At 57.9% G+C, this 21,092-nt stretch carries 12 protein-coding genes; all 12 read right to left on the bottom strand.

Annotated features, from left to right (window positions below; translation table 11 throughout):
- Positions 1-9 precede the first annotated feature (9 nt).
- Positions 10-2,955 (bottom strand): methyl-accepting chemotaxis protein, encoded by a 2,946-nt coding sequence (locus tag H6F75_RS27795; RefSeq protein WP_199303995.1) that lies wholly within the window; start codon positions 2,953-2,955, stop codon positions 10-12.
- A 56-nt stretch (positions 2,956-3,011) separates the two neighbouring features.
- Complete coding sequence (locus H6F75_RS18110; RefSeq protein WP_190753843.1) at positions 3,012-3,587, bottom strand: chemotaxis protein CheW; 576 nt, start codon at positions 3,585-3,587, stop codon at positions 3,012-3,014.
- A 13-nt stretch (positions 3,588-3,600) separates the two neighbouring features.
- Positions 3,601-3,966 carry a response regulator gene (locus H6F75_RS18105; RefSeq protein ID WP_190753842.1) on the bottom strand — a complete coding sequence of 122 codons (366 nt, stop codon included), beginning with the start codon at positions 3,964-3,966 and terminating at the stop codon, positions 3,601-3,603.
- 51 nt (positions 3,967-4,017) lie between these two features.
- Entirely contained in the window at positions 4,018-5,214 is a 1,197-nt protein-coding gene (locus H6F75_RS18100; RefSeq protein ID WP_190753841.1) for a response regulator, read from the bottom strand.
- 351 nt (positions 5,215-5,565) lie between these two features.
- Positions 5,566-6,057 carry a hypothetical protein gene (locus H6F75_RS18095; RefSeq protein WP_190753840.1) on the bottom strand — a complete coding sequence of 164 codons (492 nt, stop codon included), beginning with the start codon at positions 6,055-6,057 and terminating at the stop codon, positions 5,566-5,568.
- Between the two features lie 84 nt (positions 6,058-6,141).
- On the bottom strand, positions 6,142-9,150 hold the full coding sequence (locus tag H6F75_RS18090; protein ID WP_190753839.1) for a hybrid sensor histidine kinase/response regulator: 3,009 nt from the start codon (positions 9,148-9,150) through the stop codon (positions 6,142-6,144).
- A 146-nt stretch (positions 9,151-9,296) separates the two neighbouring features.
- On the bottom strand, positions 9,297-12,767 hold the full coding sequence (locus H6F75_RS27790; protein ID WP_199303994.1) for a GAF domain-containing protein: 3,471 nt from the start codon (positions 12,765-12,767) through the stop codon (positions 9,297-9,299).
- A 154-nt stretch (positions 12,768-12,921) separates the two neighbouring features.
- Entirely contained in the window at positions 12,922-13,440 is a 519-nt protein-coding gene (locus H6F75_RS18080; protein ID WP_190753838.1) for a chemotaxis protein CheW, read from the bottom strand.
- On the bottom strand, positions 13,437-13,823 hold the full coding sequence (locus tag H6F75_RS18075) for a response regulator (RefSeq protein WP_190753837.1): 387 nt from the start codon (positions 13,821-13,823) through the stop codon (positions 13,437-13,439). The genes H6F75_RS18080 and H6F75_RS18075 overlap by 4 nt, the downstream gene beginning before the upstream one ends.
- A 191-nt stretch (positions 13,824-14,014) precedes the next feature.
- Positions 14,015-15,013, bottom strand: coding sequence for a response regulator (locus tag H6F75_RS18070; protein WP_190753836.1), 999 nt, complete (start codon positions 15,011-15,013; stop codon positions 14,015-14,017).
- Positions 15,014-15,956: 943 nt separating this feature from the next.
- Entirely contained in the window at positions 15,957-18,500 is a 2,544-nt protein-coding gene (bcsA, locus tag H6F75_RS18065; protein ID WP_190754174.1) for a UDP-forming cellulose synthase catalytic subunit, read from the bottom strand.
- Positions 18,501-18,738: 238 nt separating this feature from the next.
- Positions 18,739-21,045 carry a cellulose biosynthesis cyclic di-GMP-binding regulatory protein BcsB gene (locus H6F75_RS18060; protein WP_190753835.1) on the bottom strand — a complete coding sequence of 769 codons (2,307 nt, stop codon included), beginning with the start codon at positions 21,043-21,045 and terminating at the stop codon, positions 18,739-18,741.
- Positions 21,046-21,092: the final 47 nt, after the last annotated feature.

The following is a 21,092-nucleotide window of genomic DNA, read 5'->3' as shown; positions in this document are numbered from 1 at the left end:
TCCACTCTTCTAGCTGACCTTGAACCGGCCTACCTCCTCTTGCAACGCCTGGGCGACGGAGCGCAGCTGAGCGAAGGAATCGGATACCTGATTGGCGGCGGTGGAGTTTTGGCTGGCGCTGGCGGCGGCGCTGGTGATGGTTTCGCTGACCACTTCGGAGGCTTGGGTTTGGACCACGGTGGCGTCGGCGATCGCGGCCACTAGAGCACTGATCTGGCGGCTGACGGTGGTGATCTGGTTGAGGCTCTGGCGGGTTTCATCGACTAGCTGGGTGCCGGTGACCACCTGCTCAGTGCCGGTTTCCATGGCGGTGACTACAGCGTTGGTTTCGGCCTGAATGCTGGCCACCAGCTTTTCGATTTCGGTGGTGGCTTCGGCAGACTGGCGGGCCAGCTCGCGCACTTCTTCGGCGACTACGGCAAAGCCTTTGCCGCCTTCGCCGGCGCGGGAGGCTTCGATGGAGGCGTTGAGGGCAAGCATGTTGGTCTGGGCTGCAAAGCCGCTGATCAGGTTCACCACGTTGGAGATTTTTTGAGACGACTCGCCCAGGCGCTTCACTTTTTTGGCGGTGTCGGCCACGGTTTCGCGAATGGCTAGAATGCCGTCTACAGTGCGGTTCATGGCGGCGTCGCCCTGGGCCACGGTCTGCTCGGCTTCGAGCACGGCGGCTTCGGCTTTTTCGGCATTGGTGGCGACTAGGCGCACTGAGCTGGCCATGTCTTGGACGCGATCGAGGGCGGCCAGCATGGCTTGGGCCTGCTGATTGGCTGACTCGGCCAGGTCGCGCACGGAGGTTTGGTTAACGTCGGTGGTGGTGGCCACCTGGCGGGAGGCGTCTTGCACCTGCACCACAATTTTTCGCAGACTGGCGATGGTGGCGTTGTAGGAGTCGGCCAGGGTGCCAATTTCGTCCTCGGTGACCTGGGCGCGCACGGTCAGGTTGCCCTTACTGACCGGATCCACATCCATCAGCAGCTGTAGGGCGCTGCGCTGGAGGCCTTCTTTGAGCTGCCGCTGTTCTTCGGCCAAGTTGCGGGTGCGCTCGATTAGGTTTACCCGCTCCATCACTAGGCCCAGCTGTAGCCCCAACTGTTTGAGAAAGCTAATTTCGACCTCTTGCCAGGGGTGCACGGCCTGGCAGTGGTGGGTAATCAGCAGGCCGTAGAGCCTGCCCTGCCCAACGATGGGCACCCCCAGAATCGATTTGACCCGAAGATTTTGCAGTAGGGCCTGGTGCTCGGGGTGAAAGGCAGCATTGGCGACGTTATTTTCGAGCAAGATGCCTTCGGCCTCGTACTTAGTACGGGTTTCAGCGGGAATACAGGGATCATCAAGCTGTTGCTCCAAGGCGCTAGGCCAGCTGGCCTCTACCGATTCGGCCACGATCGCGCCACTCCAGTCGGGGTTGAACTGGTAGATAACTACCCGATCGGAGGCGAGAATATCGCGGGCCTCAGACACTAGGTGTTTATAGACGGGCAGCAGCTCGGCGGAGTCAACAATTTTGGCTCCGGTAATGGCGGCGGTTAGGTTGGCCCGGCGAGTGTTGAGGGTTTGCTCGCGCACAAAGCCGCGCACCTGCACGACCAGCTCGTTGAAGGTTTGGGCCAGGGTTTGAGCTTCAGACGACCCCACTAGGTCGGCCTGGGCATCAAGGTTGCCCCGCGAGACTTCTTGCGCTTTGCCTGCCAGGGCATTGAGCGGCGACGAGATTTGCTGGGCTACGGTTCGAGTTAACAGGGCGGCCACCCCACCCAGCACCAGCCCCACCAGCCCTAGGGTGACCAGGTTTTCGCGGCCAGCGGCACGAATTTCGGCGACATCCATCGATGCGATCGCCACCCAGTTCAGCCGGGGCACCGTCGCTAGCGAATACTGTTTGCCCTGGTAGCTAAAGGTAGCTACTAGGCTTTCTGCGCCACCAGCAGCACTCACCGCCGAAACTTCCAGATTTCTGACCGGGAAGGCTGAGTTGATCTGCTGTTGCAGAGCATTGGGGGCGGTCTCGGCCTGGGCAGCTTGGATGACAGCAGTAGCCAGCTTACCCACCACCTCGCCGCCGACTAAGTTAAGCGATCGAGGCGTTAGCGCTGCTTCTTGGCCCTGCTCGTCAAAGTTGGCCAGCACATAGTTAGAACTGGGTTCGAGCAATTGCACCTGCTGAGAGCCTTGAATACCAGCGTTGGCTAGATACTCGTTGAGCTGCTCAAACTCCAGGGCGGTAATAAAAAATTTCACCGCTCCTAAAAATTCGTTGCTGTTGGGATCGCGAATGGCTTGGCTAAAGTCGATACCGACCCGAAAGGTAGAGGCATCGTAGCCGGGCTGGCCAAACCAGAACCCGTTGCTTTTGGCCAGTTCCCACCAGTCTTGGCCTGATTGTACAAAATTGGCTGGAAGACTGCTGTAGCCTACGTTGAAGCCATTGGCCTCGGTGACAATGATCTCGGCAAACTGTTTGACAGCGGCGGTTTGGGCTAGGTAGTCGTTAAACGCAGGGTTAGTGGCCAACTGCTTGCGCAAAATAAACCGCGACTCCAGGGTTTCTTTTGGCACCTGCAGCAGATTCAAGTTAGTTGTTAAGGCGCGATCGCGGCGAACTTTATCTAAAACTAGCGGGTTTTGAGCAAAAACCTGAGCAAAGGCAATTTGCTCACTCACGTTGCCGCCGACGGTTTCACTGGCCAGCAGGGCCTGCCCCTGCAGATCTTGGGTGATGGTGGCGCGGGTGCGGCTTTGGGTCAGCGCATAGGTGATGAGGCCACTGACCAATAGGGGGACAAGGCTCAGGGGCAGTACCGCAGACAGCAGCTGCTGCCGCAGACTGCGACCGGCAAAATACTGTTTGACAGCGCCTTTGCGGGGGGCGGCGGCACCGGGGGTGGGGGGCACTCGGTCGGGCTCTACCGTTTGAGGCTGCGGTTGGGGGTGAGATAGCGACGAAACTTGAGTCATAGCAAATAACCTTAGGAGTTCAACATAATCGGCTTAGCCGATGCACTCTGGTCGGGCTAGGCCTGGGCCATGGCGTTTAACACTGCTGTGCCGTCTAAAATTAGTTGGGGCCGGTCGGCGCTATCAACACAACACCCTCGTAGAAAGGGCAGCAGACCGGGCTCAACAGAAATTGACTGGCCTGACGCCGCTGATAAGGGCTGTAGGGCGGGGGTCGGGTAGGCCACCATTGCCTCTACGGCGTTGACCACCAAACCCAGGGTGGGGGGCGGCTCGTCTGCAGGTTGGTCAGCCGTGTAGGGAGGCTTGATCACCACCACCGTGTGGCGGGTGGCGGCTTCGGCCTGGTTATACCAAGGAGCAAACCCTAAAAAATGGCCCAGATCGGCGACCCACAACATCTCGCCCCGCCAGTTGTAGAGGCCCATAACCCAAGGGGCCATCTGAAACATGGGCACTACCTGGCCGATGGACAGTTTCATGATTTCGACCAAATTGGCTCCCGGCAGCAGCAGGGGCAGACCGCCGTTAACGATGACCTTTAAAAACTGCTCTTCGGGTGGTGATCCAGTCGAGGTATCTTCCAGTGGAGAAGTGAAATTGTCGGTAGGCATTGCGGTCTCGAAATTCATTGCGCTCGACTCCTTAGGCGTTGACCAGTTGATTGACGGCCTGCATCAGCTCGTCTTGGTCGATGGGCTTGGCCAGGTAAGCATCAGCCCCCTGTTTTAAGCCCCAAAATTTGTCCATTTCGGTGCTTTTGGTGGAGCACATAATCACGGGTACCTGCTTGGTGTTGGTGTCTTCTTTGAGTTCGCGGCAAATTTCAAAGCCGCTGCGATCGGGCAGCACCACGTCGAGAATGATCAGATCAAAGTGGTGGCTTTTGATCTGATCAAAGGCTTCTTCGGCGCTTTTGGCAGTGAGGATGGTCAGGCCGCGATCGCGCAGGCAGAGCGTGAGAATTTCTTTGTCAGTAAGACTGTCTTCGACGATGAGAACTTTGCTCATGAATACACCTAGGGTAGGGAGAATTGTGAAGAAGATAGAAGAAGTTGAGGGTTAGATGCGGACGGGGGCGAGGTGTTTGCGAATGACAGAGAGAATCACGATAGGCTCCATGGGTTTACTTAAGAAATCGGTGGCTCCCAACAACCGGGCGCGCACCTGATCGACTAGGCCGTCGTTGCCGCTGAGAATGACGATGGGAACGTCTTTAAAGCGAGATATTTTGCGCAGATTGCTGCAAATTTCGTAGCCGTTGGTATCGGGCATTACCAGGTCTAAAAACACCAAATCTGGCTTTTGGGCCAGCAGGGTCGGTATTGCCCTAGAGCCTTCAGTAATCGCTAAAAAGTCGTGTCCCGCCGCTCGAATTACCTGGCCCATGGCTTTGCAGATTAGGGGGCTGTCGTCAACGCAGGCGATCTTGAGGGCCGCTTTGGGGGCTGCCTCGGTAGCCCTAGGCGGGTTTAGACCCTCTAGGGGTGGAAAGTCAGCTACCTCCACCAGGCTGATCCACCCTGACTGAATGTAGGGCTGTAGCGCTTGGGTGAGGTTCAGCACGTCTTGGCCCAGCTTGACCGCCAGGTCGCGCAGGCTGCGCTGACCATCGAGCAGCTGCATGAGCGATTCGTAAACCCGGGGCGAAACCGCCGCCTGAATCGGCTCGGGATGCTGAATTACTGGCGCTAAGTTGGGTGAGTAGGTCTCTAGCCCAACCTCTAGCCAGGCATCCCAAAGGTCGGTCACCGAGGTCAGTAGTTGGGCATCGTCTACATAGACTGGTATCTGGCTAGGGGCTAGAGGCAGCTGCCGGGATAGCTGATACTGGGTTTCACGGGCTTGCACCAGGTCAAATAAGATGTCGGTCACAATATTGGTGCTGATAGCTTGCAGCGCTTTGCTAGAGAGCTGCCCCTCACATAGCCAGCGCTGGAGCAGCTGGTAATCCCAGTCGTGGGGCCAGCTAGAGCGGGGGGCAGCCGTCGAAGATGCTTGCAGCGCTTGGTAGCTCAGCTCAGGGCTGGGTAGCCAGGCCTGGGCTTGGCGGTACCACTGCCGCATCGGGTGCACTCCGCCCCTGCCATAGACCAGCTGCCCCCGGTCAAAAAATAGAGTCCACTGGTGCCCTTCTGGCACAGACCAGGTGATCTGCCCACTAAAGCTGAGCCGCTTCAAGACAGGAAAGATTTGCAGTTTTTTAACTCGCAAATACTTAGATAGAGGCTTGGAGTACTGCACCGATCTGCCACTCATGTTATTTGCCTTGCCGTAGCCTGCCTTTTGGTCGCTAGGTTGAATGACGATTGGGTACGCCTCATCCTGAGCCAAAATTGACAGAGGATGAACTATTTTTTGAAACTCTTTTGACGCTTATATTATTGTTAGCAGAAACTCATTTATCTAGTAGAAATTTCAGTTAGAGATCAAGGTTTATTTAGGCAGTGTTAACGGATGATTTTCTTGAGTTATTCTCAAGACACTAAAAACCATCTCAGGTATTTCTCTATAAATCAACTCGCTGAGCTGTAAATTCGAGAATTTTCTAAAATTCTTAAATAGTGTTAAGGTAATATTATTTTGATTAAAAATTTCCGGTTTTCTATTCTAGAGAAGTAGGGAGTCAACATCTAGCAAAAACAAAGGTGGATCAGTTTCATTTAAAGTAATCAGGGTGTTGAAGCCTCGTAGATGATTCATCATCAAATAAGTGGCGGGCACTGGGCTAAAAGCCGATTGGCGCGCCCGCTTTAGACTCGGCACACCGTCTATACGCAGCCCCAAAAGCCCGAAATGCGGTGATTCGACCACCAAAATAGATTGGCTGGAGTCACTCTGCACTACTGGTTTAGGGACAGTTGAGCCGGGCAGTAGCGGTGCAGAGCAATAGATGCGATCGGCCACATCCATAATTGGAACGTTCTCTTGATTTAGCTGAGTCAACATCAGACTCTGAGCTGGTCCATCGGACATGGGAATCACCCGCCGGGCCAGGGGCAGGGGCAGGCAAAACCAGTTGTGGCGTAGCTGAAAGGCAATTAGCCTCAGGGTGGGTTCTTGGGCAGGAAGACGGCGGTAGCGGGTGAGTGCAGAAGTCATAGGGGGAAGGGGGAAAGGTTTGAATTTTGAGCTTTGGATTTAAATCCTCAACTCAAAACCAAGAACTCAAAACTAAGAACTGCGCTAGGACACCAGGACAGGTTGAATCAGGTCTTCGAGGGTTTTGAGCAAGGTTTGCTCGTTGTAGGGCTTAGTGAAATAAGCGGCCGCCCCCAGGCTCATGGCTAGCTGGCGATGCTTTTGGCTACTGCGGGAGGTGAGCATGGCGACAGGTAGGTCTTCATGCTCTGTTTCAGCTTTGAGCCGGGCTAAAAAGCCGTAGCCGTCGAGGCGGGGCATTTCTACATCGCAGATTACGGCTTCGACCGCTAGACCAGCAGTGAGCTTGTCGAGGGCGTCTTGACCATCCTTGGCCTGGGCTACCTGGTAGCCCGCTTTTTCGAGGGTGAGGGCGAGTAGGCGGCGCACGTTGATCGAGTCGTCGACTAGCAGCACGGTGGGCTTACGGGCGGCGGTGCTGGTCTCGTAGCCAGGGCCGCTGGTGAGATAGGCCTGCATCGGGGTATCGTCGAGGGTAGCGGCACCGGAGGCTTCGCAGCTCGCGATCCAGTAGAGTAGCTCGGCGGTGTTGATCAGCGGCACCACCTGGCCGTCACCCATGATGGTGCAGCTGTTGAAGCCCTTGGGCATAGGCAAGTTGCCGACCACGCGGCGCAGGGCGACCTCTTGCTCGCCCCACGATCGCTCCACCTGAAGTCCCACCAGTTTCTGGTTGGCGCGCACCAGCATCACCGTGGGGGTGGAGATAGCGGGGGCGGTTTCGGGGCTTTCGATCACCACTGGGCAGTTGAAGTGCAGCCAGTCGGCTAGGCGCACTAGCTGCACCAGCTCGCCATTCCACTCAAAGCTTTCTCGACCGGCTGTGGCCAGGATGTACTCAGCGGGCAGGGCAAAGATTTCTTCGATCGCGTCCACCGGAAAGGCCATGCGCATGCCCTTGCTCTCGGTGATCAACACCCGCGTCACCGACAGGGTGAAGGGGATGGAGATGGTGAAGGTGGTGCCGGCGCCAAGCTGGGTGTCGACCTGAATGTCGCCCCGAATCTCCTTGAGCTTGCTGCGTACGACATCCATGCCGATGCCCCGTCCGGAGAGGTCGGTGACGGTTTTAGCAGTGCTAAAGCCCGGCTCAAAGATTAGGGACAGCAGCTCCTGGGTGCTGGCGGCGGCCAGTAACCCGTCGTCGAGGCCCATTTGGCGGGCGCGATCGCGAATTTTTTCTACCGCGATGCCGCCGCCGTCGTCGCTGATGGTGATCACGGTGCGGCTGCTCTGCTGCTGAGCGCTAATGGCGATCGTGCCGACAGCGGGTTTGCCTCGCTGCTGGCGGGTTTCGGCATCCTCGATGCCGTGGTCGAAGCAGTTGCGGATGATGTGCATCAGCGGCTCTTGTAGGGCTTCGAGCACGTTGCGATCGACTAGGGTGCGATCGCCCTTGAGCTTCAGCTCTACCGGCTTGTTGTACTGCAACGACATCTGCCTGAGGGAGCGAGGATAGCGATCGAAAACATCCGCCAGGGGCCGCATGCGCAGCTGGGTGAGGTTCTTTTGCAGCTGGCGGGAGGTTTTGCGCAAGGTGTGAGTGGTTTGCTCGGTGCCGTCGAGCGATAGCTCAATGTCGGCCCCTACCTCTTGGAGCTGAATAATCGTTTCGATGATTTCGCGAAAGGGCAGGTGCAGGTCGCGGTAGTGGTCGAGTTCGAGCACATCGAATTGCGATTGCAGAGTTGTGTCGGCCGTTTGGGAAACGAGCGCTAGGCCGTTCTGCAAGCCGGGAGCGGTGGGCAGCCGTGGTGCCGAGGCATCTTGGGTGGCGACGCGATCGTAGGCGGCACGCAGGTCGCTATTCACTTGGTCGAGGGTGCGCATACGGGTTTGCAGGGTGCCCACCAGCCCCCGCAGGCGACTGACCTCTAGCTCGAGCCGGTGGCGCTCGATAGTGAGTTCGCCAAACAGGTCGCTGAGCTGGTTAATCTGCTTGACAGGCACTCGCACGGTGCTATCGCTGTCGGCTTCATCGAGGTTGGGGGCTGGGCTGCCGGGGGCTGCCGTTCCTGGAATGTTGGCCCCATGGGCAGCAGCAGTGTCTGCGAATTCAAACTTGGCATTGCCTCCTAACTCTGACCAAGAGGCAGCGACATCGTCGGTGATGTCGGCTTCTAAGTAGTCAGGCTGCAACGCCGAGTCATCCCCTAGGGGCCAGACCGGGGCGGTAATGTCGCCATCCTCTAGATGGGGAATGATGTCGCCAGGGATTTCAGCAATGGGAATAGACTCGAAAGTAGCGCCTACAACTACCATTTGAGTTGGAATTTCGCCCAGATGGCCGGTGAGTACCAGGGCCTGGGCGCGCCGCCACACGGCTAGGGCTTCCTGCACAACTATCACCAGATCGTCCTCCGCGACCAGGGTGACCTGGTTTGCCACCGACTGGCAGAGGCTGACAAACGCCTCCAGCTGAAGCATTTCCCCCAGCCCGCCCAGCTCTTGGGCAAGAATTTGAACCTCTTCTCGCAGGCAGGGCGATTGCTCGCTCAGCACCCCCTCCAGCCGTTGGAGGCAGCCCTCCACCTCGCTTTGAAAGAGCAGCGGAATCACATCCTGGCCGTCTTCGGGGGACAGCATGGAGTAGGCGTCTTCCTCGATCGGGTCGCCCAGGCGATCGTGGAGCCGCTCGAATATGGGGGCGGCATGGTGCTCAAGCCACCGCTCCTCAACGGGGGATTGGTGGCCCTGGCTGAGGCACTGGCGCTGGCCCACCATCACTTGGCTTAGGCAGTCGACCGCCGCCAGCAGCAGTTGCTCTAGGTCGGCATCAATGTCGAGCTTGCCTCGCTGCACTTTTAGCACCTTAAGGCTGTCTTCGAGGTGGTGGGCTAGATCGCTGAGGAGTTGAAACCCCATGAGGGCGGCCCCCCCTTTGATCGAGTGGGCGGCCCGTAGAGCTTCGTTGATGGTGCTCGCTTCAAAGGTTTGGGTCAGGCCCATCAGGTGGGTGCCCAGGGTCTCAAGGTATTCTTGGGCCTCGTCGAGAAACTGAAGCCGAATTTCAAGTTCCTTTGCGTCGGACATGGTGGGGGAAGGGGTGGGAGAGTACGGGGTAGGGGGGTAGGGAGTGGATGGGTGGATGGGTGGATGGGTAGGCGGAGATGAAATGTTGACGGTTGGGAGAGAAGCTATTCACCCCGTTACCCCCTACTCATCCACCCCCTATCCATCTACTCTTCGCCGGTCTTGAAGGTGCCGACGGTGGCCTGGAGCGATCGCGCCACATCCACTGTTTCTCGCAGGGAGGTGGAGATCTCCAGGGAGGATTGAGAGGTGCGGGTGGACTCGGCGGCGATCGCCTGCATAAGCTGGGTGACGCTCTCTGAGATTTCCACCTGGGAGACGGTGGCGTCAGAAATGGAGCGTACCAGGATGTCGATCTGCTGGGAGACGTCGAGAATGCGGCCCAGGCTCTGCTTGGCGTCTTCGACCAAGCGGGTACCGGCGACTACCTCGGTGGTGCTTTGGTCCATGGCGTCGACCACTTCGGCGGTCTCGCGCTGAATGGTTTCGACGATACGCTCGATCTCTTTGGTAGCTTCGGCGGAGCGGGCGGCCAGTTCACCAACTTCTTCGGCGACCACCGCAAAGCCCTGGCCCTCTTCCCCGGCGCGGGCGGCTTCGATGCCGGCGTTGATGGCCAGCAGGTTGGTCTGCATGGCGATCTGGTTAATCAGCGACACCGCCTTCGAAATCTGCTGCGACGATTCGCCCAGGCGCTTCACCTTTTTGGAGGTTTCGCCAATAATGGCTCGCAGCGTGAGAATGTTTTGCACGGTCAAATCCATCGCCTGGCCGCTGGTTTCGGCGGTGGTGGAGGCGCTGTTGGCGACTACAGCGGCCTGCTGAGCGCTGCGGGCCACCTGCTGAATAGAGGCGGTCATGGCTTCGACTGAGGCCAGGGTTTGGGTGACGTCGTCGGCTTGGCGCAGGGCCTCGGCGGCCAGGGTCTGAATGGCCCCTTCGTTTTCGCCCAGGGAGGTGTTGACCTGCTCGGTGGAACTTTTCACCTTGGTCACAATTTGCCGCAGACTTTCCACAATGGAGTTAAAAAAGTCAGCAACGGTGCCGATTTCGCCAGCGGTGACGTCGGCACGCACGGTGAGGTCGCCGCGGGAGGCACCCTCAACCTCGCTGAGCAGCTCAAGCAGCTGCATTTGCAGGGCTTCTTGCTTTTGGCGGCGTTCCTCAGAGAGGGTTTCGGTTTGGGCATAGAGGCGCGATTGCTCTAGGGCAAAGCCCAGCTGAGTAGCCACCTGACGAAAGAAGTTGACCTCCATGGCATCCCATTGGCGGGGGCCGCTGCACTGGTGGGCAATCAGCAGCGCGACCAGCTCTTCGTTCACCAGAATGGGGGCGACCAAGTTGGCCTTGACGTTGTACTGCTCGAGCTGGCGCAGGTGGCACTCGGTCAACCCGGCCTCAGCCAGGTTAGACACCGCCTGCACCCGGCCCTGGCGGTACTGTTCGATGTATTTCTCTTTGAAGCAGGGGTCGTAGACCTTGTCTTCGAGGGCGGCAGGCCACCCTTGCCCCACCGACTCAGCGACAAAGGTGCCCCTCCAGGTGTCGTCGAACTGGTACACACTCACGCGGTCGGTTTGCAGAGCCCGGCGGGTTTCAGTAACGGCGGCGCGGAAGATGCGATCCTGGTCGAGGCTTTCGCGCATGAGGGAGACGATTTCAGTAATCTGGCGCTCGCGGGTGGCGGTAACTTCCTGCTGTTGCAGCACGCGAGCCTGACTGAGGGCGTAGCCAATCTGGACGGCGACCTGCTGGAGCAGATCAATTTCATCGGTGGTCCAGTCGCGGGGGCGATCGCACTGGTGCACGCATAGCAGGCCAACCAGTTCATCGCCGACCAGCAGCGGGGCTACCATATTGGCCATCACCTCCAGTTTCTCCAGAATGTCGCAGTGGCAGTGGGAGAGTTGGGCCTCGGTACGGTTGGTCATTGAGGTCACTCGCCCGGCGTAGTAGCGCTCCAGGGCTTCGGGCGTGAGGGGGTCGGCAATGGTTTGACCCATGGCTCGTTTCCAGCCCCGTCTTACCGCCTCAGCGGTAATGTCGCCACCTTTGAAGTCAGCATGAAAGCGGTAGATCAGCACGCGATCGACCTCAAGGACTTCTCGCAGGCCCTCCACGGAGGTGCTGAGAATGGTTTGCTCGTCGAGCGACTGGCGAATGCGACCGGTCAGACCGGCCAGCAGGTTAGCCCGGGCGGCGGCGAGCTGCTCTTGTTTGCCCTGGCGGCGCAGCAGATCTTCTGACGCGGTGATATTCTCGGTCAGTTGGTTAAAGGCCTGAGCCACCTGACCCACCTCGTCGGTGGCGTAGATCTCAGCGCGGGCTTGGCGATCGCCCATGCCAAACTTCCAGGTGGCCTGCTGAAGATTTTGCAGCGGGCGCAAAATGGATCGGCCTAGCAGAGCGGCAATTCCTACGTTGGCGGCTAGGGCGGCTAGGGCAATTAGCATTTGCAGCCGCAAGCTGTTGCCAATCATGGCGTTGAGGCCTGCTTCGGAGGTACCGCGCACCATCACCGCGACCGGCTCGCCGCTAAAATCTTCGATGGCGCGGGCGGCCAGGGTGTAGGTAGTGCCGTTGATGCGATCGCGGCGGGTCACCTCCTCTCCGGGGCGAGCGGCGGCCTGCTCAACCAGAGTTAATGAGTCGAGGGGCACGTTGGCGGCAGCCTGATCAATCTCCGGGTTGTCGCCGGTGTAGAGACCGGTGGCGACCTCAAAACCCTCTTCGCCCCGCTGGTAAATGGCGCTGTAGCCGTTGCTAAAGGGCGCGATCGCCTCCCTGGGAATAGCATCTTTGCCGTTGACAATATCGCCAGAGACCAGCGCCCCCACCACCAGCCCCGAGACTGGGTCGCTAACCGGGGTAACGGTGTAGCGAATCAGCGCGTCTTGGTCAGTGAAACCCGCTGGTAGGGGAGGTGCCTCATTGCGCAGCTCTGCCCAACTAACAATGGCGCTAGTTTTGACCTGACGCGGGTTTTGCAGCACCGTACCCACCAGGCCATTGGGGTCAAACGACTGGCCTCGGCGATCGCGGTTGGCATTGGCAATGATTCTCAGATCGTTGCCCACCAGGGTGGCGTACTCAATGTTGCGGGCCTTGATTTCGTTTTTGAGAATTTGCTGCACTGAGGCGATCGCGCTCGACGGCACGGCTTCGCCCCGGGCGTAGGCCGCCGCCGCATCGATAATGGCGCGGTTGTCAGACTGGCCTCGAAAGCCAAATCCCATCTGATTGATTTTGATGTTGTATTCAATGTCGGTGACTGCCAGCTCAGCCTTAGCCTGGTTGAGCAGCTGACTGCGCCCGCCAGAGATAATCAACAGCGACCCCACCCCCACCAGGCCCAGCACCGAGATCGCCTCGGAGGTAAACAGGCCCGCCATCTGCTTTTGCCGCACGCTCAGGTTGCTGAACCACTGCACCCAGCCAAACTGCGATCGCTGTGTAATTTTGACCGTGTTTTTCACGTCTGAGCCGTAGGTTGCCCCGCGATACATCAACCCTTCAGATTGGCTGACCATGGGGTCTAAGCTGTTGGCCTTGCCGTTAGCCGGGTCAGGCTCTTCAGCCGCGTTGGTAGGCGTGTAGGGTCGAAAATCTGTGGTCATGGGTCAACTACCTTATAAATGAGCTGGGTTGGGTTGAGAAATAGGGCTGCCCGACAGACGTGGGGCATAACGTTGAAGATGCTTGGCAAACTGCTGATGATAGGGAGAGCAGGCGGCCCTTGGGCTAGGGCTAAGGAAACCGGAAGCAAAAAGGCTAAAGCGCTTGTAAAGCAGGGGCGCGCAGCAGGGCTTCGCCATCCAGCCCCAGCAGCACTTCTCCCTCTTGCAGCACACAGCCCCGTAGAAAGGGCACCAACCCCGGAGGCACATGGGTGGGAGCTGGCTGCATATGCTGGGGCGATAGACTGAGAATGCCGTCGACTTGGCTCACTCTCAGCCCTAGGGCCACGGTCCCTAGCTGCATGAGCACGAGGTTGTACTGCTGCGAGTTGGGGTAGGCCGTGGGCAGACCCAGCAGCAGGGCTAAGTCAACCACCCACAGCACCCGGCTACGGCGGTTGATTAGTCCCAAGAGGGCGGGGGGCATGTTGGGCATAGGGGTGATGCGGGCGGCGGGGGTGGCGATCGCCTCCTGCACTTGGCGAGTGGGCAGCAGGGCCGGCTGGGTGCCCAGGGTAAAGCGCAGATAGCTGTGGGTCAGCGGCGTGAGCGCTTGGGTCGCCAGGCCACCCTCGCCCGACGACTGGGGCCGAGCTAGCGATAGGTTACTCATCGGTTCACCTTGATCACGGTGAGCACGGCCTGCACCAGCTGATCGCGGGTGTAGGGCTTGGTGAGATAGATATCGGCCCCCTGTCGCATGCCCCACAGCCGGTCGATGTCTTGGTTTTTAGAGGTGCAGAGCACGATGGGTACGTGGGCGGTGGCGGGCTGTTTTTTGAGGCTGCGGCACAGCTCAAAGCCGCTCATGCCCGGCATGACTACGTCGCTAACGATGACATCGGGGGGATGCTGGGCGGCTTTCTCCAGAGCCTCTTGCGCTGTAACGGCGCAGATGACAGTACAGCCGCTGTCGCGCAGGTAGTGCATCATCAGCTCCATTTCGGATGGGGTATCTTCAACCACCAAAATGGTGCCTGCTAGAATCGCTTGCATAATCGATTTACCTAAATAGTGGATAGATTGCTGCTATCGTTTTGAGCTGTTGACTGAAAAAGCCGATCTAACTAAATCGCTTGGGCAAGCCCAGCCGTAGAAATATTTAGCGTTGCAGAGGCTAGCTCTAGCTAGAAGGAGCTGCAAAAGCGATCGCGAAAACTTATAGAATAAAACTCAAAAACTTTGGGCTAATTCAAATACTTAAAAATGAACTTAAGCAAATCTGACTGATTAAAGGGCTTTGTTAAATAGCCCGATGCTCGCACCAGTTTTGCTTTAGCGCGATCAATAAACCCAGTGTTACTCGTTACCATAATGATGGGAGTATTTTTGAAGTCTGGATGGCGGCGCAGCAGCGAGCAAAGCTCATAGCCATCCAGACTGGGCATGGTGACATCTAGCAAAATCAAATCGGGCTTGGTTCGAATCACCTGCATCAGCGCTTTGACGGGGTCGTCGATCATAATGACCGAGAAAATTTTGTCATCTAAAAAGCTGTTGATAGCCTGAAGCACCGTAGGGCTATCATCGATGCAGGCAATGGTGTAATGGGCTTTAGCGCCTGGTTTTATACCCCCCGTTTGTAGACTAGGGCCACTACCGGTTACCGCAGGAGCGGCCGCAGTTACCGTCGCGCTTTCCCTACGGGGGTAGCCACCATTAAGTTGGCTCAAGCCGTTACGACGCTGTTTGAGACGGGCATAGCATTCTTCTACCGTGGTGCGCAGGTTGAGCTGGCAATAGCGGGGGGCGTTGCCCAAGCTGTTGCCCTCGATTAATTCATGGCTGCCCTGGCGCACGTCTAAAAAAGCTTCTAGCACTTCTTTAGATAGCGTTTCGACCAGAGTTGACGCTTGATTGGGATGTAGGTGCTGCTGCTCAACTAACCAGCAAATGGCATGGTAGTCGGCGGTGGCTGTGGTGGCCTGCTGCTCAAAGAGGAGTCGCACCTGCACGCGCACTGCGCTTACCAACGATGGCACCTGCACGCTTAGCCGCCGTAGGTGGCTGTCGAGTCGCTCAAAAGCCCGGTCGACGGTAGAAACATAGGTGAGCTGTCCTTGGTCTAGGTGCAATAGCCAGGTGTTAGTTGGTGTAACGACTTGAAGACAGCCGGTTGCCTGGCGACTACTCACCTGGGCTAACAGGCTAAGGGGGTGCAATTGAGTAGAAGAAGACGGTGCCATGGGAGCGGGGTTCAAGAGCGATGGTTGCATAGCAGTTCACAACAGAGACAGGGGAATGCACAGTGGATGGTAGATAAAATCGGCGGCTCACCGTGCGCCACCCGCAGGGGCACCGCAGCGCTATAGCACGCTAGATAACGATGCTTTTGATGTAGGACAGCGACAATAATGCCGCCAAAAAACTTTGGGTTGCGCTAACTCATCAGATGATTTAGCCAGTAGCCACAGCTGGAGCGATCGCACAATCGCCTCGCTAGCAGAAATCAATCTTGGCCAGCGGCAAAAGATGATTCGTACAAGATGGCAGTGGGTGAAATATTGATTGAAACCTTAGGGCTTGACCTTAATTAAACCATTCTCAAAAAAAGCGGTGAGCTTAACAGCAAATTGTGAAGCGGTAGATGCGGTAATGAGAATGAGTAGGAGTAAGCGGCTCTTACCTGATCTGGGGGCTGAACAGGAAGCCAAATTAGCAAGACTCCAATTTTTAACTGAAGCAAATAGAGGTTGTTTGAAAAGTGATCGATTGTCAGGAATGAAGCGCTAAACCGTTACTTGCATAATCTAATAATAACAGATTGTATAATTAAAATTATGAAAAATAAGTGAGCGCTAGAAAGTAGAATTGACTGACTATAAAGTGACAGTGAAGGTTTGAGTAATTCATTTTTGTGAGTTAGATAGGTTTCTAAAACAATTGGATTCCGAATCGCTTAAGTTCTGCGCACGATCGATCTTGCGTTTTGAAGATCGGTATTCAAAAATGTTCAAGGAGAACTTATTCGGCAAGAGTATTAAACAGTTGCTAACGACCAAAGAACGATTTGATCACGCCGATCGACCTTTATTAGCCTGAGGTGTCAAGCTCTGCATAAACAGGAATGCGTCCATGGCTTGAGCGATGCAACCTCACGCAACGCAACCCAGGGCCTTAAATAAAGGGCTAGGTTAGCGATCGCAGCAATGTCTGAATCTTGCGTCGCTGCTGGTTAACCAGCGCCGTGGGAAAGGTCAATTCCAGCACCAGCCTCGCCTCCACACCGTTGAGGGTGGGCAGTTCTATCGCCTGGGCCACCTGAGCGACTATGCTCTGGGCCTGAGGCAGCTCACTACTGGGCAAAAACAGCAGTCCTACAGTGGGGAAGGTTTCGAGTAGGGTGGCGCGATCGAGTTCTGAGACATTCTGCACCTCAAGACGCAGGTCACGACTGCCAATTTCGACCACGCGGGCCAGGTAGCTGTCACCGTGCCAGCCCTCCCAGGCCAGCTCCACCGGAGCCTGCACCTGCTTACGCATTTTTTGACCGGTGGCCGGTTGCAGGTCAGTGAATACGCGCCAGAGAGTGGTGGCGATAAATTTCAGCGATCGCAGCGGCTTATCCACCTCCTGGCGGGTCTGGGAATACCATTCCTTCACGTCAGAAAACAGCACCAGGGTGAGATCGTCGGCCTGACTGGGGCTGACATTGATAAAATCCATTGCCAGCTCGGTTTCTAGGCGACTAGTGGCTGTAGCTCGCATAATTTGAGCCTCGAGAAGGACGCGACCGTCGTAGTCGCCCACCAGCTCCACCCAAACCTGGTCGGCTACGTTGGGCCATTCTTCGAGCTGCACCTGAGCACCACTCTCGCTCACATCAATGGTTTTGCCCGTCCAGCTCTGGCCATCGCTGTGGATGATGGCGGTTAGCTGCCGGGGCAGGCGGTGGGCGCGGCGCAGCTGGGGCTGTTCAAGGGCTACCAGACAGGCGGCCAGCACCAGCACCAGGTTAAAGCCGCACCACAGGGCGTTGATCAGCACCGCCTGGGTGTCTTCGGGGCTGAGCAGCAGCCAAAAGGGCACCGCCAACAGGGATGCCGCTGTCAGCAATCCCAGGACCAGCAGATATCTCACGCTGTTGGCGTCAAAGGTGCGCTGGTTGACCACTAGCCCCTTAGCCGTCACGTTAAAACTGCCCAGTTTGGGGTTTACCAGAGCCAGCAGCGTTACGATGCCCGCTTGAAAGGACATGGCAAACTCGTAGATTTCGTTCCAAAAGGAAAACCGCACCCGCTTGTAGGGGATGTGGTTGGTCTGCATCGACAACACAATGTGGGGTAGTGCGTAGAACAAGGTTTCAATGCCCAAGCCCTTCACCGAGTTGATGCTAAACAGCAAAAACAGCGTCGGAGCTAGGGCATACATCAGCCGAGGGAAGCCAAAGAAAAAGTGGGACGTGGCGCTGAAGTAGCAGACCCGCTGGGCCAGCGACAGCTTGAGCTGGCGGTTAAACAGCGGATTTTCCAACCGCAAAATCTGGGCCATGCCCCGTGCCCACCGCACCTGCTGCCCCACGTAGGCCGAGAATTTTTCGGGCGCTAGCCCTGCCACCATAATCTTGTCGTAGTAGATGGTGCGGTAGCCGAGGGAATGCAGCCGCAGGGCGGTGTGGCAGTCTTCGGTAACGGTTTCGGTGGCAATGCCGCCCACCTCTAGCAGGTGATTGCGCCGCACGACCGCCGCCGAGCCGCAAAAAAAGGCGGCATTCCAGGCATCGTTACCCTTTTGCAGCACCTTGTAGAACAGCTCGTTGCCCACGGGCACCTGGCCCTGGGTGAGCAGGTTGCGCTCAAAGGGGTCGGGGTTGTAGAACCAGTGGGGCGTCTGCACCAAGGCCACGGTTTTGTCGAGAAAAAAGCCCACGGTTGCCTGCAAAAAGCCCCGCACCGGAATGTGGTCGCAGTCCAAAATCAGCACCAGATCGCCCGTGGTGCGCTCTAGGGCCGTGTTGATGTTGCCCGCCTTAGCGTGGTCGTTGTTGTCGCGAACGAGCAGCTTGGCCCCCAGCTCATCGCAGATCGCCTGTAGCTCAGCCCGCCGCTCGGGATATTTGCGGCCATCATCCAGCACGTAGACCTGCTTTTTCTCTGGAGGGTAGTCGATCGCCACCGCCGCCACCACGGTCTTGCGCACGATCGCCACATCTTCGTCGTAGGTAGGAATGTAAACATCCACCGTGGGCCACTGAGCTTGGGGCACGGGGGTGAGGTCGACAGCGCTGCGATCGCGCAATCGCAGCGTTTGAAAATACGACAAAAACAGCGTCCCTAGGGCATACAGTTCGGCCCCATAGAGCAGCAGGGAGAAGATCGCATCCAGCGGCGTGTCGAAATTGAGGGTGTTGCGGGTGCGGTAGTAGAGATAGCGCAGGGTGGTGAGGCTGCTGAGGGTGATCATAAACAGGTGCAGCCGCTCGCGATCGCCATTGCTGTGGGCATGGCCATCCTCTAAATGCAGAATGCTGTAGCCCAGGGCAATCAGCAGCCCCGCCACAATCGCCTGCTGCCAAATCGCTGGGTGAGCCACCAGCAATGGCTTGGTCAACAACCCTAAACAGGCCAACAGCAGCAGCATTTGCCAGCGGCTGAGGTGTCGGGTGAGCGCGTAGGTGCGATCGGGCAGGGTTTTGGTTAGCCAGTGGTGGAGGGGTGGGGTGGGGTGGAGCATGGGGGTGGATGGGTAGGCGGGTGGATGGGTAGATAGGTGGGCGGGTGGATGGGTGGATGGGTAGGCGGGTGGGCGGGTGGATGGATTAGGAGCGTGGGGGTGGGGGGTAGTCAAGTGTTGAGTCAGTGGGATTGTTGGAAATCTTTAGGGGATTGACAAAGGGCTTTTCCCAAAAAGTTTCCAAATTCTGCCCACTCACTTACCCATCCACCCATCCACCCATCCACTCGCCCACTCCTCACTCCCCGCTGCGCCGCATGTAGGCCTGCGTGGCTCCATAGAGCAGCAGCGTCAGGGCTACCGTGGCGGGTACGATGAACATCCAGTTATGGCGAGTGACTTGCCAGAGCCAGGGGTAAGGGGTGGTGGTAGCGAGCTGTACCTGAGGTGACTGGCGCAGGGTGGCCAGGCGATAGTCGGCACTGGTGTAGGGGTCGGGGTTGGGCACCTGGGCGCTAACCAGTACGGTGTCGCCCTCAATCTGATAAAAGAGGGGGTCGTGGCGCAGCAGATCGGCGACCTGGGCCAGGCCGGTGTCGTCGCGGCCGCTGAGGGCCAGCACTACCCGCTGGGAGTTCCAGGGCGAAATGACGGATTTCATCAGCCCTTCGCCATCGGGGAGAGGCTGCACTTGGGCATTGCCCCACTGGCGGGTGCCGCTGCCGCGCAAGGCAAAGCCGTCTTCGCTGAGCAATTCGGGCAGGGGGAAGCGGGGTTGAGCACCGATCGCCACCAGATGCCGGTCATTGCGAACCTCCTCGGGCAGGTCGGCTTGACGGTAGACGGCGAGCTGCACCGAGTCGGCTTGACTGAGGCGACCCAGGCGTTCGGCTAGCTCTAGCAGCACGGTGACGTCGTTGGCAGTGGGGCTATCGGGCAGCACCACCGCCGTGGTGGACAGATCTTGCGGGGCGGTGAAGGGATAGCCGGTTTTGAACAGGTCTAAATCGGGCAGGCTGGTGATGGCGCTGCGCTTGAGGCTAAAGCTGGTGTCGCTGTGGATGGTGCCCCAGAGCTGTTGGTCGGTGACGCGGCTGCACGATCGCCGCTCACGCGGATCTAATCGAAAGTTGACCTGGAGCTTGGAGGTGGGGGTGATGCGATCGCTCGGCAAATCCACTTCTAGCGTGCGGTGGTTGGCGCCTTTTACCTCGGTCAGCCGTTCCCCGGTAATCGATACCCCGTCTAGCTCCACATCCACCATTGAGGTGAGCGGGTTAACCTGGGGGCCATAGCTATAGGAAAGGCGCATTTTGCTGCCTCGCAGCAGGCGATCGTCGGGCAGGGCCTTGAAGCCAATTTCCATTGCTGGGGCATGGGAGCCGCGCACGGTCATCTCGTCCAAAGGCTGTCGGGTAGGGGAGGTGAGATCGGTCAGCAAAAAGTCGTTTTCTTCGGGCAGGTAGCCCGGCCACTGGCGATCGGGGGGAGTGGGCACATCCCCAGCTTGGTTAACCACCACCCCATGGCCTGTAGCAATCTGCTGATGTTGGGGTTGCACGAGGTATTGCACGGCCTTGGCCACCCCTGCCTCACCGTTGCCGGTGACGACTAGCACCGGAGAAAAATCGTCTGCTGCTGTAGACCACATCAGCAGTCCAGATTCGTCAGGTAGAGGTTTACCCGCGTCATCAACAAATTTGCCGTCTTTGAGGGCAAAGGGTAGGGTCAAATCGGCCAAGCTGGGCTGCTGGGCTGGGGTTCCCAAGACCACAAGCCGTTCTTCGGCAGCCAAATCTTCCAGCTTATTCACTAAGCGGGTGTCGAGGGGGCGATAGTGGGCGGTGCGACCCAGATAGGTTTGCAGCCGGGCTGTGGCCGTTAACCAGGGGCCATTGGTAGCAGTCGGTTCCAGGTAGGCGATCCGGTTGGTTTGCAGACTCAGCGTGTCAAACAGCGGGTAGGGAAACTGGCTAAAGTCTGGCGTCACCGCCTGAGGCTGGTAGTTAAACACCAGTTTGGAGTCGGGCAGTACCTCGGTCCACAGCGAGGGGTCGAAGGGGTCTTGGGTACAGGTGGGGGAATTGTTTTGCAGCGCCGCGAGAATCAGCTCGTTGTCGTCTTGCAGCAGATCGGCGGGCACTTCCATGACCGCATCGCCAATTTTGCCCATGGGCTGGTTGAGGGGCAGGCTGCCAATGCTGGTGCCATTGATCAGCACTGTCAGGTTAGATCGGGTGGCATAGAGGGCAGCGGAATGGCGGTAACGCAGCAGCACCTTGACTGATTTGGCCTGCCAGTTTCGGGGGCGGGTGAAGTGCAGCCGCTGCTCGTCGTAGATGCCGCTAAAACGGAGGCGATTGCCCACCACCGGGCTGCGGTTAAATTCCAACACGTACTGGCCAGGTTTAGCGGGGGCAATCACCGGGGCCGCAGGCAAGCTCGTCGGCAGGGCGATTTCGGCCAAGGCGGGAGTCTCTGCGGTGGGAGCCGTATCCTGAGCCAGCAGCGGTTGCCCGGTAATTAGCAACAGGGTGGTGAGGTAGAGGGCCAGGCGGCGGCGGGCCAAAGGGGAGAGGACGCGGAGAGACGGGAGGAAGGGCATGGGAGGGGGTAGGTGGGTAGGTAGGTGATGTGGGTGGGTAAGCGACG

Source organism: Nodosilinea sp. FACHB-131, from assembly GCF_014695395.1.
Lineage (GTDB): Bacteria > Cyanobacteriota > Cyanobacteriia > Phormidesmidales > Phormidesmidaceae > Nodosilinea.
The sequence above is the reverse complement of the archived record's forward strand: the minus strand, read 5'-3'. Positions and strand labels throughout refer to the sequence as shown.